The organism is Bradyrhizobium sp. CCBAU 11357 (assembly GCF_028128865.1).
Classification (GTDB): Bacteria; Pseudomonadota; Alphaproteobacteria; order Rhizobiales; family Xanthobacteraceae; genus Bradyrhizobium.
The window spans coordinates 84,315-98,653 of sequence record NZ_LBJW01000104.1 but is presented as its reverse complement, the minus strand read 5'-3'; the positions used below and the strand labels follow the sequence as shown (position 1 = coordinate 98,653).

Below are 14,339 nucleotides of genomic sequence, written 5' to 3'. Positions count from 1 at the left end.
CGGCCGGTCTCCATCCCAAAGTGGAACAAGTTAACGAGGTCTTACGCGCCCTACCCTTGATCTCAGTTGCAACCGCTGGCTTCAATCCGGGCAATTACAGGGAGGAACTCATGGAGGGGGAAGCGCATGGCTGAGGAAACCGACGTCATCGTCGTCGGCGCGGGACTGTCGGGGCTCGTTGCCGCCACCGAGATCGCCGATGCGGGCAAGCGCGTGATGGTTGTCGATCAGGAAGGCGAGCAGTCGCTCGGCGGCCAGGCGTTCTGGTCGTTCGGCGGATTGTTCCTGGTCGATTCGCCGGAGCAGCGCCGGCTCGGCATCAAGGACTCCTACGAACTCGCCATGCAGGACTGGCTCGGCGCCGCCGGCTTCGACCGCGACGAGGATTTCTGGCCGCGCCAATGGGCTGAAGCCTATGTGGCCTTCGCGGCCGGCGAGAAGCGCGGCTGGCTGCGTGCGATGGGCCATCGCTTCTTCCCCGTGGTCGGCTGGGCCGAGCGCGGCGGCTATGACGCGATGGGACACGGCAATTCGGTGCCGCGCTTCCACGTCACCTGGGGCACCGGCCCGGGGATCGTCGAGCCGTTCGAGCGCCGCGCGCGCGAGGCGATGAAGTCTGGCCGATTGATCTTCAGATTCCGCCATCGCGTCGATGCGCTCTCCATCACCAATGGCACGGTGGACGGCGTCAGCGGTGTCGTTCTTGCGCCTGATAATGCAGAGCGCGGCAAGAGCTCCTCGCGCAACGTGGTCGGCGACTTCGCGCTGAAGGCGCAGGCCGTGATCGTTGCCTCCGGCGGCATCGGCGGCAACCACGAGCTGGTGCGGCAGAACTGGCCGGAGCGGCTCGGCGAGCCCCCGAAATTCATGATCTCCGGCGTGCCCGAGCATGTCGACGGCCGCATGATCGGCATTACGGAAGAGGCCGGCGCGCGGCTGATCAACCGCGACCGCATGTGGCATTACGTCGAGGGCATCCAGAACTGGAACCCGATCTGGCCGCGCCACGGCATCCGCATCCTGCCCGGTCCCTCCTCGATGTGGTTCGACGCAACAGGCACGCGGCTGCCGGCGCCGCTGTTCCCGGGCTCCGACACGCTCGGCCAGCTCAAATACATCATGTCGACCGGCTACGATTATTCCTGGTTCATCCTGACCCAGAGCATCATCAAGAAGGAGTTTGCGCTGTCGGGCTCGGAGCAGAACCCCGATCTGACCGGCAAGAGCTGGCGTATGACACTTCGGCGCGCCACCAACAAGGGAGCGCCGGCGCCGGTGGAGGCGTTCAAGAGCCATGGTGTCGACTTCATTGTCCGCGACAAGCTCGATGAGCTCGTTGCGGCCATGAACAAGCTCGCCGGCAGCGATCTCCTCAAGCTCGAGCACATCAGGATGCAGATCGAGGCGCGCGACCGCGAGATCGCCAATCCCTACGTCAAGGACGCGCAGGTCATGAACATCCACAATGCGCGCCGCTATATCGGCGACAAGCTGATCCGCACCGCTTCCCCGCACCGCATCCTCGATCCCGCGCATGGGCCGCTGATCGCCGTGAAGCTCAACATCCTCACCCGCAAGACGTTGGGCGGCTTCGAGACCGATCTCGACTCCCGTGTGTTCGGCGACGAGGGCCGCGTCATCCCAGGCCTCTACGCCGTCGGCGAGGCCGCCGGCTTTGGTGGCGGCGGCGTCCATGGCTATCGATCGCTGGAGGGGACTTTCCTGGGCGGCTGCCTGTTCTCGGGCCGCAATGCAGGCCGTGCCGCCGCCAAGGCGGTCGGGTGATTGACGAGGCTGGCCGGTGCACGGCCGCGCACCGGCTTCAGCCGCGGCGAAGCATCTCCTGCGACAGGCGTTCGGTCAGCGAGAGCTGATCGAGCCGCAGACACAACAGCTCGTTCAGCTCGGCCGTGTGGGCTCGAAGTCGCTCGGCCTCGTCCGGCCTGTCATCGAGATTTCGGACAAGGTTGCGGACCGCTCCCGAGACATTGCTGGTCACGGCGGAGACCTGTCTCCGGGTCAGGCCGCGCGCACGGTGGTCAGGAACTGCTCGACCTCGGAGTGCAAGCGCGTGCTGTCCTTCGACAGCATTTGCGCCGAGGCAAGCACCTGCGTCGAGGCCGAACCGGTCTCCGCTGCCCCGTGCTTCACATCGCTGATGTTGGCCGCGACCTGGTCAGTGCCTTGCGCCGCCTGCTGGATGTTGCGGGCAATCTCCTGCGTGGCAGCTCCCTGCTCTTCGACTGCCGATGCGATCGCTGAAGAGATCTCCGAGATCCTGCCGATTGTTCCGCTGATTTCCTTGATCGCGACCACCGACTCCTGGGTGGCGGCTTGAATGTCGGCGATCTGATGACCAATCTCTCCGGTCGCCTTCGCCGTCTGTTCGGCCAGCGCCTTGACCTCGGATGCAACCACAGCAAAGCCGCGCCCCGCTTCGCCGGCTCGCGCCGCTTCGATCGTGGCGTTGAGAGCGAGCAGATTGGTCTGCCCCGCGATCGTGTTGATGAGTTCGACGACGTCGCCGATGCGAGTGGCCGCCTGTGACAACCTGTTGACCCGATCATTGGTCCTCTGCGCCTGCTCCACCGCCGCCCCGGCAATTCTGGCGGCGTCCTGCACCTGGCGGCTGATTTCGCTTACCGACGAGCTCATCTCTTCAGTGGCGGAGGCAACCGATTGAACATTGGTCGACGCTTCCTCGGAGGCGGCAGAGACGATGCTCGAGAGTTCCTGGGTGTTCTCCGCGGTCTTGCTCAGCGTCCGGGCCGCGGCTTCAAGCTCGGTCGATGAGGACGACAGCGTCTTCACGATGTCGCCGACAGCGTCCTCGAACTGACCCGCGAGCCTGTACATGTCGGCCTTGCGTTGAGCAACCGCGCGAGCCTCCATTTGAGCCTGCTCGGCACGTAGACGATCGGCCTCGATCATGTTGTCCTTGAACACCTGGACCGCATTGGCCATCTCGCCGACCTCGTCGGTGCGGCCCGCGCAGGGAACGGTCGTGGAGATATCGCCGCCGGCAAGCTTGCCCATGGCAAGGGTCATCCCACGGATCGGCGTTGCGATCGAGCGGGACGTGAACAGCGCGATTGTGCCGCCGAGGCCGACTCCCGTGGCCAGCAGAGTCCACAGCACCAGCTTCAACAGGGAGATGCTCTCCTGCACGGTCCGCGTCTCCTCGACGAGCATCCGCTTCTGATTGGATTTGATGCCTCCCGAGCGGGTGCCGTCGACGCCCTTGGGCCCGTCGAGCAGATCGAGAATCCCTGCGGCGCGCGGCGCGGCTTCGGTCAATAGCAGATGAACCGGCGCATTCCAGTCCGGGGACTCGCGAAGCGCGAAGATCCTTTCATAGAGAAGCGCGAGCTCGCTTTTCGCCTTCGCGATCTTATCGAAGGAGACCTGTTGCGAGGCAATGAGCATGTCCTTTCGCGTGTTGACGCCGGCATAGCCTTTCTCGAACGCCTCCCAAGGCCTGACGAATTTTTCCTTGTCGGTCCCTTCGCCCGAGAGCAGATACATCCGGATCTGGGCGGTGGCAGCAGCAAAATTGCCCCGCGTATCCGCCATCGCCTTGAGCAATTTCTTCCGGTCCGGCGTGGCTTCCTGTGCCTCCTCCTGATCGATCATCCTCGTGATCTCGGAGAAGATCACGTCTGCGCGCGGGCCGGCCTCGCTGACCATGAGCTTGGTCGCGGGGTAGGCATCAGGAGTGAAAGCGATCGCTTCGGCCTTGTTCTGCGCCGCACGAAATTCCTCGAGCAAAAGCTTGGCTTGCTCCCACTTCTGCCTGTTCTCGGGATTGGTGAACTGCGCCGCCTGCTCGTCGAATGCGGCTGCTGTCCTATCCATCTCCTTCCACATCGACGCGCGATCGAGCTTGCCTTGTGGTTGCCCACTCAGCAAATAGCCGCGCAAGGCGGCGAGCGTGGAATAGAGATTGCCGATCAACTCGGTGCTCGCCAACGCGACTGGCGTGCGCAGGTTCGTCATGCGATCGACCGTCGTTGAAATGCGAGCGACCTCGAACATCGTGTACGCGACGGAAAGCGCGATGATGGCGCAGACTGCAGCAAATCCTGCGATCAATCGGCCACCGATACGAAAATTGAAAAAGGAAGACATTGGCAAATACTCCGCAGCTATGGCCGCTTTGGCCGACGGATGAATATCGCTGCGTGGACGACGCCTGACATGATCAGATCGTGCGATACCCATTGTTCTGGTGGCGGCAGCATTTGGGCACCCCGGCTGGCAATGTTCCCGGACAGGTCGATGCGCCCCGCTTGAGCAATCCTGACGACAATGCAGCGCCGGTTACCCCGCTACTACCGCCAGTTTTAACATCCCTCCGACTCTGACTTTCACGTGTGCGCTCAAGGTGACCAAAAATGCTTATTGCGACATTAAGAAAAATTTGTTCGCGAGGTCGCTCAACCCGCAAAAATTGAGCGCCGCTTGGGACTTCCCGGAACGTACGGCCACGCCTTGTCACGATTTTTTGTCTCTAATCAGCAGAGCGCTGCGGCAACATCAAAACTTGTGAGAGGCGGCTCGATCTCACCTCGACTCTCCGCAAAAATCGATAGCGGTCGCGATTGGCTGCTTGACGATTATCTTGGCCTCACACCCGGTTTTCCGGCTCCAAAAATGAACTCGATGCCCGCAGACGAGAGCGCGGCGCAAAGAGCTGCCAATGTCTCGTCGGGCAGGCGCAGGAGTCCATTCTGCTCCTCAAGGCGGCGAATCACGGCAGCCGAAATCCCGGTTCGTGCGGCGAGCTGTTTCACCGACCAGTTCAGCATGCCGCGGGCGGCGCGCAATTGCGCACCCGTCAAACCCGAGGTCGAGACCTGTTGCGCCGAGAGCCGCTCCTCGTGCACATCCGTGGAGATTCCCAACCACTCCCGAATACTGCCATCCGCGTCCGGGACCGGCACAGCCCTGCAATGGTACCAGCGGTAGGAGCCGTCGGACTGGCGCAGTCGATGCTCGACATCGTAGGGCTGTCCGGTTTCGGCGGCCGCCGCCCAGATCCGCAAGGCGGTTTCTCGCTCCTCTTCGGGAAGCAGATCGAGCCAGCCTTTGCCGAAGAACCGGTGCGCGTCCGGCCTGTTCTCCGCGTTCAATAGCGAGGTAATCCGGCCGTCCTGGCTGCCGACCCACAGCAGTCCGCCTGCAACTTGCCTTAGCGCCGCGTAGCGACCTGCATCTGTCTTGAGAGGCTGCAACGATCTGCGTTGCTCGGTGATGTCCATGGCGAGGCCGACCACGCATTCCGGCTCGCCAGCGGAGCTCAAGAAAGTCTCGGACTGGATACGGAGCCAGCGCAGTGCACGATTCGGCCGGATGATGCGAAACTCGCCGTCGAGCAAAGATCGCTCGAACGCGAATTCGCTTGAATCGCGCTGCGAACGGCGATCCTCCGGATGAATTCGTCTCTCGATTTCCGCATAGCTGGGTGCGACGGCACCGGGATCGAGGCCTAGCAGGCCGTAGAAGCCACGCGACCACTGCATCCGGCCTTCAGCATCGCAGCGCCAGACGCCAGTCCCAAATTTTTCTTCAAAAAGACGAAGTATCTCCGAAGGGGCGAGGTAGTTTTCCAGGTGGCGCAATTCAGCCCCCCGTCGTGAAAATCATGTCTCAACTATTGATTGCACTTTATCTCAGTTCGCTCGATTGCTACAGAGTATTTGTGCCATCAGGCGGTATATACATGCGGTCGAAGGTCGCGGCGAGATTTCGTTACGTGCGTCGGACCGGTTAGACGCCATTGATGATGCCGATCATGGCCTGGATGATACGACCCGCCTTGCACGTTGCCATGTTCTGGTTGGCGGTGATCTGCTGCTTCACTCCTGCATGGGCCGATGCTGTCGACGTCAACGGGGTGAAGCGCTCCTACACCGCGCAGCTGCCGGCCAAGCGGCCCGCACCGCTCGTTGTCGTGCTGCACGGCAAGACCCAGCGCGGTGCCGACATGGTGACGCGGACGGCCTGGCCGCAGGTTGCCAGGCGCGAGGGCCTGGCCGTGGTGTTTCCGGACGGGCTCAACAACGCATGGGCGGACGCGCGCACGAAGGCGGGGCCTGCCCTGCGCGGACCACCGGCGGGCACCGATGACGTCGCCTTCATCGCAAAGCTCGTCGAGAAGCTGGTGGCCGACGGCACGGCCGATGCAAAGCGCGTCTTCGTCGCCGGCGTCTCCAATGGCGGCGCCATGGCGATGACCTTGGCCTGCGCGCGTGCCGATCTGTTTGCGGCAGCTGCGAGTGTGATCATGAATCTCACCGATGAAGCTGCCGTCACCTGTCATCCGTCGCGGCCGCTGCCGATGCTGCTCATGAACGGGACCGCCGACCCGCTGGTCCCTTATGAAGGCGGGCGCGGATCGAGCTATTTTGCCGCAGACGGATTCTGGTCGACGGACGAAACGCTGGCGTTCTGGCGCAGGCTGAATGGCTGCGAGACCGACGACGCCGGGATGTCCGACATGCCCGATACGGCGCCGGCAGACCAGTCCACAGTGACGCGGATCGGCTCGCGCTGTCCGGCGGGGCACGACGTCGTGCTCTATCGCATCAACCATGGCGGCCACCGCATGCCAGGCTTCGCTCCGGATGCCCGCTTCCCGAAGGTGGCCAGGAGCCTGCTCGGATCGCAAAATGGCGACATCGACGGTGCCGAAACGATCTGGACCTTCTTCAGTCGGTTTCCGTGAACGGCGCATGCATTGCAGGCCAACGCATGCGTGGCAGGCAACGCATGCGTACCGGGGCTGGCACAGTGCAAATCGCTGGGCTAGACAGGGCCGCCATTCCAGTCAGGAGATCCCCAATGAGCATTCAGCGTTTTGAAACCGGCCCGCGCATGAGCCAGGTCGTCGTGCACGGCAACACCGTCTATCTCGCCGGCGTTGTCGCCAACAACGCGGCCGGCGAAAGCGTGACCAAGCAGACCCAGGACATTCTGAAGACGATCGACGGCCACCTCGCCAAGGCCGGCACCGACAAGTCGAAGCTGCTCTCGGCCACGATCTACATCACCGACATGAAGACCTTCGGCGAGATGAACGCGGTGTGGGACGCCTGGGTCTCGCCCGGCAATACGCCTGCGCGCGCCACCGTCGAAGCCAAGCTGGCGGCCCCGCAATACACCGTCGAGATCATGGTGACGGCAGCGAAGTAATTTTTGGGAAAACTTCACGCGCGTTGATGACCTCCGAGGTAATCGATCAACGCGCGTGAACCTTCGATAGTCACGGTCAGCCGGACAACACGGCGCCATCGAAGGAGAGCACCATGACTGACCACGCCGCCATCGCCCGCCGCTACATCGAGCTCTGGAACGAGCGCACCGCTGGCCGCCGCCGCGAGCTGCTGAGCGAAAGCTGGACGACGGATGCGAGCTATGTCGATCCCGTGATGAAGGGCGACGGCCATGACGGCATCGAGGCGCTGATATCAGGCGTGCAGCAGCGCTTTCCCGATTTCAAATTCAAGCTGATCGGCGAGCCCAATGGCTACGGCGACCACATCCGCTTCTCGTGGGGACTTGGTCCTGACGGCGTCGATAGCCCGATCAAGGGCACGGATTTCGCCGTGCTGAAGGACGGCCGGATCAGGAGCGTGACCGGATTTCTCGATCAGGTGCCGGCCGGGGCGTGAGACCTCGGGCCCTCCTCGTGCAGGCGGGGAGGGCGGCCCCCCTCGACGAAGCCATCCCTACGGCTTACCTGTCATGCCGTGCCGCCCCGTATCCTCCAAACATCGGCCGAGCCGGCCGCGCTGCTGCCGGATCGCTTCCAGGCCTGGTTCGCAGCCCGCGGCTGGTCGCCGCGCGCGCATCAATTGGCACTGCTGGAGAAGGCGCGCGAGGACCGCTCGGCCCTGCTGATCGCACCGACCGGTGCCGGCAAGACGCTGGCCGGATTTCTGCCGACGCTGGTGGAGCTGTCGGCGCAGCCGGTGACGCGAGACGCGGGCGCGAAGAAGAGCCTCGTCTCCACCGGCCGCAGCGTGCAGCGCAGCGGCGGCCTGCATACCCTCTATATCTCGCCACTCAAGGCGCTCGCCGTCGACATCGCGCGCAACCTCGAGCGTCCCGTCGCCGAGATGGGCCTGCCGATCAAGGTCGAGACCCGCACCGGCGATACGCCGGTCTCGCGCCGTCAGCGGCAGCGGCGCTATCCGCCTGATGTGTTGCTGACGACCCCTGAGCAGCTCGCGCTGCTGCTCTCCTCCGACGACGCGCCGTTTCTGTTCTCCTCCCTGAAGCGCGTCGTGCTCGATGAGCTGCACGCGCTGGTGACGTCCAAGCGCGGCGATCTGCTCTCGCTCGGCCTCGCGCGATTGTGGCGCCTCGCCCCGCAAATGCGCGCGATCGGCCTGTCGGCAACCGTGGCCGAGCCGGAGCAGCTCGCGCGCTTCCTGGTGCCGCAGCCCGAGGGCAAGGAGCGCGCAGCCGACATCGTCCTCGCCGGCGGCGCCGCGCCGCCCGTGGTCGAGATGCTCGATACGCGCGAGCGGCTGCCCTGGGCCGGCCACAGCGCGCGCCACGCGCTTCCCGAAATCTACGAGCTGATCAAGGCCAACAAGACCACGCTGGTCTTCGTCAACACCCGCAGCCAAGCCGAGATGCTGTTCCAGAATCTCTGGAGCATGAACGATGACGGTCTTGCCATCGCCCTGCATCACGGCTCGCTCGACGTCGCCCAGCGCCGCAAGGTCGAGGACGCCATGTCGGCGGGCCGGCTGCGTGGCGTGGTCTGCACCTCCTCGCTCGATCTCGGCGTCGACTGGGGCGACGTCGATCTCGTCGTCAATATCGGCGCGCCAAAAGGCTCCTCGCGCCTGATGCAGCGCATCGGCCGCGCCAACCATCGCCTCGACGAAGCTTCGCGCGCGGTGCTGGTGCCGGCCAACCGTTTCGAAGTGCTGGAGTGCCGCGTCGCGATCGACGCCATCGCCGAGAATGCGCAGGACACGCCGCCCTTGCGCACCGGCGCCCTCGACGTGCTGGCCCAGCATGTGCTCGGCTGCGCCTGCGGCGAGCCGTTTTTCAGCGACGAGCTCTATGGCGAGGTCCGCACCGCCGCGCCCTACGCGAGCCTGTCGCGGCATGATTTCGACGATGTCGTCGATTTCGTCGCCTCTGGCGGCTACGCGCTGAAGACCTATGAGCGCTTCGCCCGCATCAAGCAGGACAAGGAGGGACGCTGGCGCGTCGCCAATCCAAAAGTGCGGCAGAGCTACCGCATGAATGTCGGCACCATCGTCGAGGACGACATGCTGAAGGTGCGGCTGGTGCGCTCGCGCGGCGGCGGGACAGGATCCACGGGCGTGATCGCGCGCGGCGGCCGGCTGCTCGGCGAGATCGAGGAAGCCTTCATCGAGGGCCTCTCGCCCGGCGACACCTTCGTGTTCTCGGGCGAGGTGGCGCGCTACGAGACCCTGGTCGAGGATCAGGTCTATGTCTCGCGCGCGCACGACAAGGACCCCAAGGTGCCGTCCTACATGGGCGGCAAGTTTCCGCTCTCGACCTATCTCGCCGAGCGCGTGCGCCGCCTTCTCGACGACGGGCGCGCCTGGGGCGGCTTGCCGGAGCAGGTGCGCGACTGGCTGTCGCTGCAGAAGGATGTCAGCAGAGTGCCGGCGGTCCGCGAACTGCTGGTCGAGAGCTTTCCGCGTGCCAACAAGCATTATCTCGTCTGCTATCCCTTCGAGGGACGTCTCGCGCATCAGACCCTCGGCATGCTGCTGACGCGGCGGCTGGAGCGCGTCCGCGCGCGGCCGCTCGGCTTCGTTGCCAATGAATATGCCGTGGCGATCTGGGGGCTCGGCGATCTCTCCTTCATGATCCGTCAGGGCCGGATCGACCTCAACGCGCTGTTCGACCCTGACATGCTCGGCGATGATCTCGAAGCCTGGCTCGCCGAATCCGCGCTGATGAAGCGCACCTTCCGCAATTGCGCGATCATCTCCGGCCTGATCGCGCGGCGCCACACCGGCGAAGAGAAGAGCCGGCGCCAGGTGCTGTTCTCGACCGATCTCGTCTACGACGTGCTGCGCAAGCACCAGGCCGATCACGTCCTGCTCCGCGCCGCGCGCGCCGATGCCGCCACCGGCCTGCTCGATTTGCGCCGCCTCAGCGACATGCTGATGCGCATCCAGGGCCGTATCACGCACCGGGAACTCGATCGCGTCTCCCCGCTCGCCGTGCCCGTGATGCTGGAAATCGGCCGCGAGTCAGTTTATGGCGAAGCTGCAGACGAGCTTTTGGCGGAAGCCGCCGACGAGCTCGTCAAAGAGGCGATGGATAGAAGCGGGTAAGACGTGACGGCAGGCGCGCTAGTTTCGGGAGATGTCGAGGACATGCGCGTTTCCAGAGTCACGATCAGCGATGTGACCTTCGCGGCCGATCTCTCCGGGGCGCTGTTCTGGGACGAGCAGCGCCTGCTCGTCGTCTCCGACCTGCATCTGGAGAAGGGTTCGAGCTTCGCCACGCGTGGCGTGCTGCTGCCGCCTTACGATACCATCGCGACGCTTGGCCGGCTCGCTGCTGTCATCTCCCGCCATGATCCGCGAGTAGTCATCGCGCTCGGCGACAGTTTTCACGACCGCAGCGCGCATGAGCGCTTGTCGGCCGAGGACCGCGACGCGGTGGCCGCACTCCAGACCGGCCGCGACTGGATCTGGATCTCGGGCAATCATGATCCCATGCTGCCGCGCGATCTCGGCGGCACTATCGCGGATGAAGTGGCGATCGGCCCGATCACCTTCCGCCACGAGCCGACCGGCGCATGCGGCGAGATCGCCGGCCATCTGCATCCGAAGGCGCGTGTCTCGGCGCGCGGCCGCCCGATGGAGCGCCGCTGCTTCGCCAGCGACGGGTTGCGCGCGGTCATGCCTGCGTTCGGCGCCTATGCCGGCGGCCTCAGCATCCGCGACGCTGCCTTCGCCAGGATCTTTCCGAAGAACGGCTTTGTCGCCCATCTCCTCGGCGACCGCCGTGTCCACGCCATTGCGGCGTCGCGTTGCTATTGAGGCGCCGGCCGAATTAGGACAGTAGTACGATCGGTATTTTTCCGGAATCGCGCAAAGCCCGTTGTCGGTTTTAACGTACGCTTGCCGGGGCTGGATTTCATCCCGAACAAGATTGCAACCGGCAAGGGGTCGCCTCGGGCGGCCCCTTTCGATTCCGCATACACTTGGAACAAATTAAGAACACTTTAGCAAGTCTTTGATATATCATTGTGATTCGGCATCTAGCCGACACAATATCTAGCGTTTGTCAGACTCCGCGAGGACTACATGTCCACCATTGCCTTCGACCAGTTCGCCCTCACCCGGATCGCCGATTTCGCGCGCTCGCTGTCGCGTCTGCATCAGGCCGCGCGGCGCCAGAGGGTCGACGATGACCAGTTCGATCGCGAGTTCAACGCGGTGTGTCAGTCGATCTGGGGCTACACCATCGACGACGTCAGCGACGATCTGTTCTCGCCCGAGGATCATCTGTTTCTCGACACGCTGGACGAAGCGCATGCGCGCATCTTCGCGGCCGAGCAGGGCTATGACCTCGTCGGCGATCAGGGCATGCTGACGGACTGGTGGGGTTTCTGCTGGATGATCCTGGCCGAGAAGCGCGGCCTCCTGACGCCGGAAAACCGCGCCGCCGCGCGCGCGGCGATCGAGGAGAAATATCTGGCGGCGCCGAACGTGATCGGGGTGATCATCGGGAGGTAGTGCCGCAAACTTCGTCATTGCGAGCGTAGCGAAGCAATCCAGAATCTTTCCGCGGAGGGATTCTGGATTGCTTCGTCGCAAGGGCTCCTCGCAATGACGGCTCAGATGCAGGTGAGGCTTAATCCAACCCCGCCCGCTTCGCCGGCTTTGCGGTCGTTTTCGGCACCGTCACATCCGGCAGTGCCTCGCGCACGATCTCGTTTGACGCCGGCGCATCCGCCGACACCGTCTCTGCCCGCACCGGCGCCACCTTCATCTCGCCGAGCCGCGCGCGGACCTGGGCAGTGAGGCCGGGGTAGGAGGCGACCGGGGTGAATTCCGCAGCCTGGTCGTTGCCGACGCGGATGCCGGTATAGGCGACGAGGCCGTCGGTGGTGGCGATCACGTCACCGGCTTTCAGCGAGGAATCCAGGGCAAGATCGACCGGGGCGAGGCCGACTGGCTCACGGCCGTTGCAGGTGCAGTCGGCGCGCAGCGCCTTGCGATAGGCGAACGCATTCTCGCTTTCGGCGTAACGCTCGCCGGTCTGGGAAGAGGCGCCGTCGATCGACGAGCCGAAGTAGACCTTGGTCGCGGTGGCAGGACAGAATGCCTGACACATCTGCGCGGGCGAGACGAGGCCGCGCATCAGCGGGAAATATTTGCCGTCGCAGCTGCGCACGCAGAAGGCAGGTCCCGAGCCGCCGGCCGCGGCCGAGCGGGTCGGCGGCACATATTGCGGCGAGGCATTCTGCTGGCTGCTGAAAGGATCTACGTAGGAGTTCGCCTGCTGCGGCACCTCGCGCTGCGGCCGCTGCTGCTGCATTCCGCCGAAGAGGAAATCGAACAGGCCTTCGGCCGAAACCGGAGCCGGAGTTGCGAGCAGCGGCGCTGCCAGCGTGGCGGCCACAAGCATCGCGCGACGCCGCCGGCGCGCATGGGACATGACTGTACGCAATGCTTACTCCACCCGACGCTACTGAACCGGCTGGGACCGAGAGGTCTCAGCACACGATTCACCATAAAGCGGGATGGTAAATGAGCAGTTGAGCGGGGGCGGTTTCAAGACGAGGCGGTGGCCTCTTTAAGGCCGGGCCCAGCCTTGGACGGATGGTGGCTTCCGGGGCACACATGACGGCGGAGAAATTTCCGCCACTTCACCCCTTCAAAAATTCCGATGCCTTGTACAGCGAGCGGAACGGCAGGCCGGCCGCACCGAACGTGTCGGTGGCGCCCTCTTCGCGGTCGACCATGGTCAGCACCAGCACGACATTGGCGCCGGCCTCGCGCACCGATTCCACCGCCTTCATCGCCGAGCCGCCGGTCGTGGTGACGTCCTCGACGATCACGACGCGCTTGCCGGCCAAGGTCTCGCCCTTGGGCAGGCCCTCGATCGCGAGCTTGGCGCCGTGCTCCTTCGGTTTCTTGCGGACGAAGAAGGCCGCGATCGGATGGCCCTTGATCCAGGAGATCTGCGCCAGCGCGCCGGCGAGCGGCACCGCGCCCATCTCGAGCCCGCCGATGAAATCGAGCTGGTCGTCCTTCAGCGCCTCGTAAGTCAGCTCGGCGAGCAGCGTCGCTCCCTCGGGGTCGAGCATGGTCGGCTTGAGGTTGAAGTAGAAATCGCTCTTGCGGCCCGACGCGAGCGTCACCTCGCCGCGGCCGAATGAGCGCCGGCGGATGATTTCGAACAGGCGGGCGCGGGAGGCGGATTTCGACACGGCGGTCCCTCGAACAGCGTTTTTGGAGGAGGCGGAATTTATCCGCGACCGGCGCGACATTCCAGAGGGGGCGTCTCCCGTCAACAGGGATCGGCCATCCCGGTCCGCCGGTTGTGAGGGTGCAACCTTCTGGAGTAGTTCAGGGGGCAAGCCTCTTGGGAAGGACACGGAATGACCATCGAGCTCTACACCTGGAACACGCCGAACGGCCGCAAGATTTCGGTCGCGCTGGAGGAGATGAGGCTGCCCTACAAGGTGATCCCGGTGAACATCACCAAGGGCGAGCAGATGGCGCCCGAGTTCCTCAAGCTCTCCCCAAACAACAAGATCCCCGCGATCGTCGACCCCGAGGGGCCAGAGGGCAAGCCCGTCAGCATCTTCGAATCCGGTGCGATCCTGCTCTATCTCGGTGAAAAGACCGGCAAATTCCTGCCGAAATCGCTTATCCAGCGCATCCCGGTCTACGAATGGCTGATGTGGCAGATGGGCGGCTTCGGGCCGATGCCCGGCCAGGTGCACCATTTCATCGCGCTCGAGAACGAGCAGGACCGGGCCTACGGCTTGAAGCGCTTCATGGCCGAGACGCGCCGGCTCTACGGCGTGCTCGACCGCCGCCTGGAGGGGCGTGACTTCGTCGCCGGCGATCTCTCGGTTGCCGATTTTGCCATCCTGGGCTGGGCCTGGCGCCATCCTCGCCACAAGGTTGATCTGGCCGACTTCCCCAACGTCCAGCGCTGGTACGAGGCCCTGATGGCCCGGCCGGGCGTGAAGCGCGGCATGGAGGCGACGCTGGATTGATCGGACGGTGTCATCGCCCGACTTGATCGGGCGATCCAGTATCCCAGAGGCGGCAGTGATTGCGTCGAGGGGCCGCGGCGTACTGGATGTC

The 14,339-nt window shown here is 64.3% G+C and carries 13 protein-coding genes; 8 read left to right on the top strand and 5 right to left on the bottom strand.

Translation table 11 applies throughout. The features are described from left to right. The first annotated feature begins 126 nt into the window (after positions 1 to 126). Entirely contained in the window at positions 127 to 1,785 is a 1,659-nt protein-coding gene (locus tag XI05_RS22340; RefSeq protein ID WP_271505623.1) for an FAD-binding dehydrogenase, read from the top strand. A gap of 37 nt (positions 1,786 to 1,822) precedes the next feature. Here XI05_RS22340 and XI05_RS22335 read toward each other — a convergent pair whose 3' ends face one another. The 3 genes from XI05_RS22335 to XI05_RS22325 all read right to left on the bottom strand — a co-directional run bounded on the left by XI05_RS22335 (position 1,823) and on the right by XI05_RS22325 (position 5,621). After that, complete coding sequence (locus XI05_RS22335; protein WP_271505620.1) at positions 1,823 to 1,999, bottom strand: hypothetical protein; 177 nt, start codon at positions 1,997 to 1,999, stop codon at positions 1,823 to 1,825. Positions 2,000 to 2,019: 20 nt separating this feature from the next. Beyond that, positions 2,020 to 4,128, bottom strand: coding sequence for a HAMP domain-containing methyl-accepting chemotaxis protein (locus XI05_RS22330; protein WP_271505617.1), 2,109 nt, complete (start codon positions 4,126 to 4,128; stop codon positions 2,020 to 2,022). Positions 4,129 to 4,616: 488 nt separating this feature from the next. Beyond that, positions 4,617 to 5,621, bottom strand: coding sequence for a PAS domain-containing protein (locus XI05_RS22325; RefSeq protein ID WP_271505614.1), 1,005 nt, complete (start codon positions 5,619 to 5,621; stop codon positions 4,617 to 4,619). 209 nt (positions 5,622 to 5,830) lie between these two features. Here XI05_RS22325 and XI05_RS22320 point away from each other — a divergent pair, with 209 nt between their 5' ends. From XI05_RS22320 to XI05_RS22295, 6 genes are all read left to right on the top strand, one after another. Continuing rightward, positions 5,831 to 6,727, top strand: a complete 897-nt coding sequence (locus tag XI05_RS22320) for an alpha/beta hydrolase family esterase (protein ID WP_271505914.1) — start codon at positions 5,831 to 5,833, stop codon at positions 6,725 to 6,727. A 116-nt stretch (positions 6,728 to 6,843) separates the two neighbouring features. Beyond that, positions 6,844 to 7,194, top strand: coding sequence for a RidA family protein (locus tag XI05_RS22315; protein WP_130363611.1), 351 nt, complete (start codon positions 6,844 to 6,846; stop codon positions 7,192 to 7,194). 113 nt (positions 7,195 to 7,307) lie between these two features. Then, a complete protein-coding gene (locus XI05_RS22310; protein WP_271505611.1) occupies positions 7,308 to 7,673 on the top strand; it encodes a nuclear transport factor 2 family protein in 366 nt (121 codons plus the stop codon). A gap of 78 nt (positions 7,674 to 7,751) precedes the next feature. Then, positions 7,752 to 10,337, top strand: coding sequence for a ligase-associated DNA damage response DEXH box helicase (locus tag XI05_RS22305; RefSeq protein ID WP_271505609.1), 2,586 nt, complete (start codon positions 7,752 to 7,754; stop codon positions 10,335 to 10,337). A 42-nt stretch (positions 10,338 to 10,379) separates the two neighbouring features. Beyond that, the gene (pdeM, locus tag XI05_RS22300; RefSeq protein WP_271505606.1) at positions 10,380 to 11,051 is read left to right on the top strand and encodes a ligase-associated DNA damage response endonuclease PdeM; all 672 of its coding nucleotides are present in this window, start codon (positions 10,380 to 10,382) and stop codon (positions 11,049 to 11,051) included. Positions 11,052 to 11,318: 267 nt separating this feature from the next. Further along, positions 11,319 to 11,750 carry a hypothetical protein gene (locus tag XI05_RS22295; RefSeq protein ID WP_036041807.1) on the top strand — a complete coding sequence of 144 codons (432 nt, stop codon included), beginning with the start codon at positions 11,319 to 11,321 and terminating at the stop codon, positions 11,748 to 11,750. 118 nt (positions 11,751 to 11,868) lie between these two features. Here XI05_RS22295 and XI05_RS22290 read toward each other — a convergent pair whose 3' ends face one another. Both XI05_RS22290 and pyrE read right to left on the bottom strand, forming a co-directional pair. Next, on the bottom strand, positions 11,869 to 12,645 hold the full coding sequence (locus XI05_RS22290; protein ID WP_271505603.1) for a DUF2865 domain-containing protein: 777 nt from the start codon (positions 12,643 to 12,645) through the stop codon (positions 11,869 to 11,871). A gap of 241 nt (positions 12,646 to 12,886) precedes the next feature. Beyond that, positions 12,887 to 13,450, bottom strand: a complete 564-nt coding sequence (gene pyrE, locus XI05_RS22285; protein ID WP_036014130.1) for an orotate phosphoribosyltransferase — start codon at positions 13,448 to 13,450, stop codon at positions 12,887 to 12,889. Positions 13,451 to 13,621: 171 nt separating this feature from the next. On the opposite strand from pyrE, the gene XI05_RS22280 reads away from it, so the two are divergent. Then, positions 13,622 to 14,248, top strand: coding sequence for a glutathione S-transferase family protein (locus XI05_RS22280; RefSeq protein ID WP_271505600.1), 627 nt, complete (start codon positions 13,622 to 13,624; stop codon positions 14,246 to 14,248). Positions 14,249 to 14,339 lie beyond the last annotated feature (91 nt).

Bases quoted from the DNA above. Each gene is read 5' to 3' on its own strand.
- XI05_RS22340 (WP_271505623.1), top strand. From the start codon at position 127: ATGGCTGAGGAAACCGACGTCATCGTCGTCGGCGCGGGACTGTCGGGG.
- XI05_RS22330 (WP_271505617.1), bottom strand. From the start codon at position 4,128: ATGTCTTCCTTTTTCAATTTTCGTATCGGTGGCCGATTGATCGCAGGA.
- XI05_RS22320 (WP_271505914.1), top strand. From the start codon at position 5,831: ATGTTCTGGTTGGCGGTGATCTGCTGCTTCACTCCTGCATGGGCCGAT.
- XI05_RS22315 (WP_130363611.1), top strand. From the start codon at position 6,844: ATGAGCATTCAGCGTTTTGAAACCGGCCCGCGCATGAGCCAGGTCGTC.
- XI05_RS22310 (WP_271505611.1), top strand. From the start codon at position 7,308: ATGACTGACCACGCCGCCATCGCCCGCCGCTACATCGAGCTCTGGAAC.
- pdeM (WP_271505606.1), top strand. From the start codon at position 10,380: ATGCGCGTTTCCAGAGTCACGATCAGCGATGTGACCTTCGCGGCCGAT.
- XI05_RS22295 (WP_036041807.1), top strand. From the start codon at position 11,319: ATGTCCACCATTGCCTTCGACCAGTTCGCCCTCACCCGGATCGCCGAT.
- XI05_RS22290 (WP_271505603.1), bottom strand. From the start codon at position 12,645: ATGCTTGTGGCCGCCACGCTGGCAGCGCCGCTGCTCGCAACTCCGGCT.
- XI05_RS22280 (WP_271505600.1), top strand. From the start codon at position 13,622: ATGACCATCGAGCTCTACACCTGGAACACGCCGAACGGCCGCAAGATT.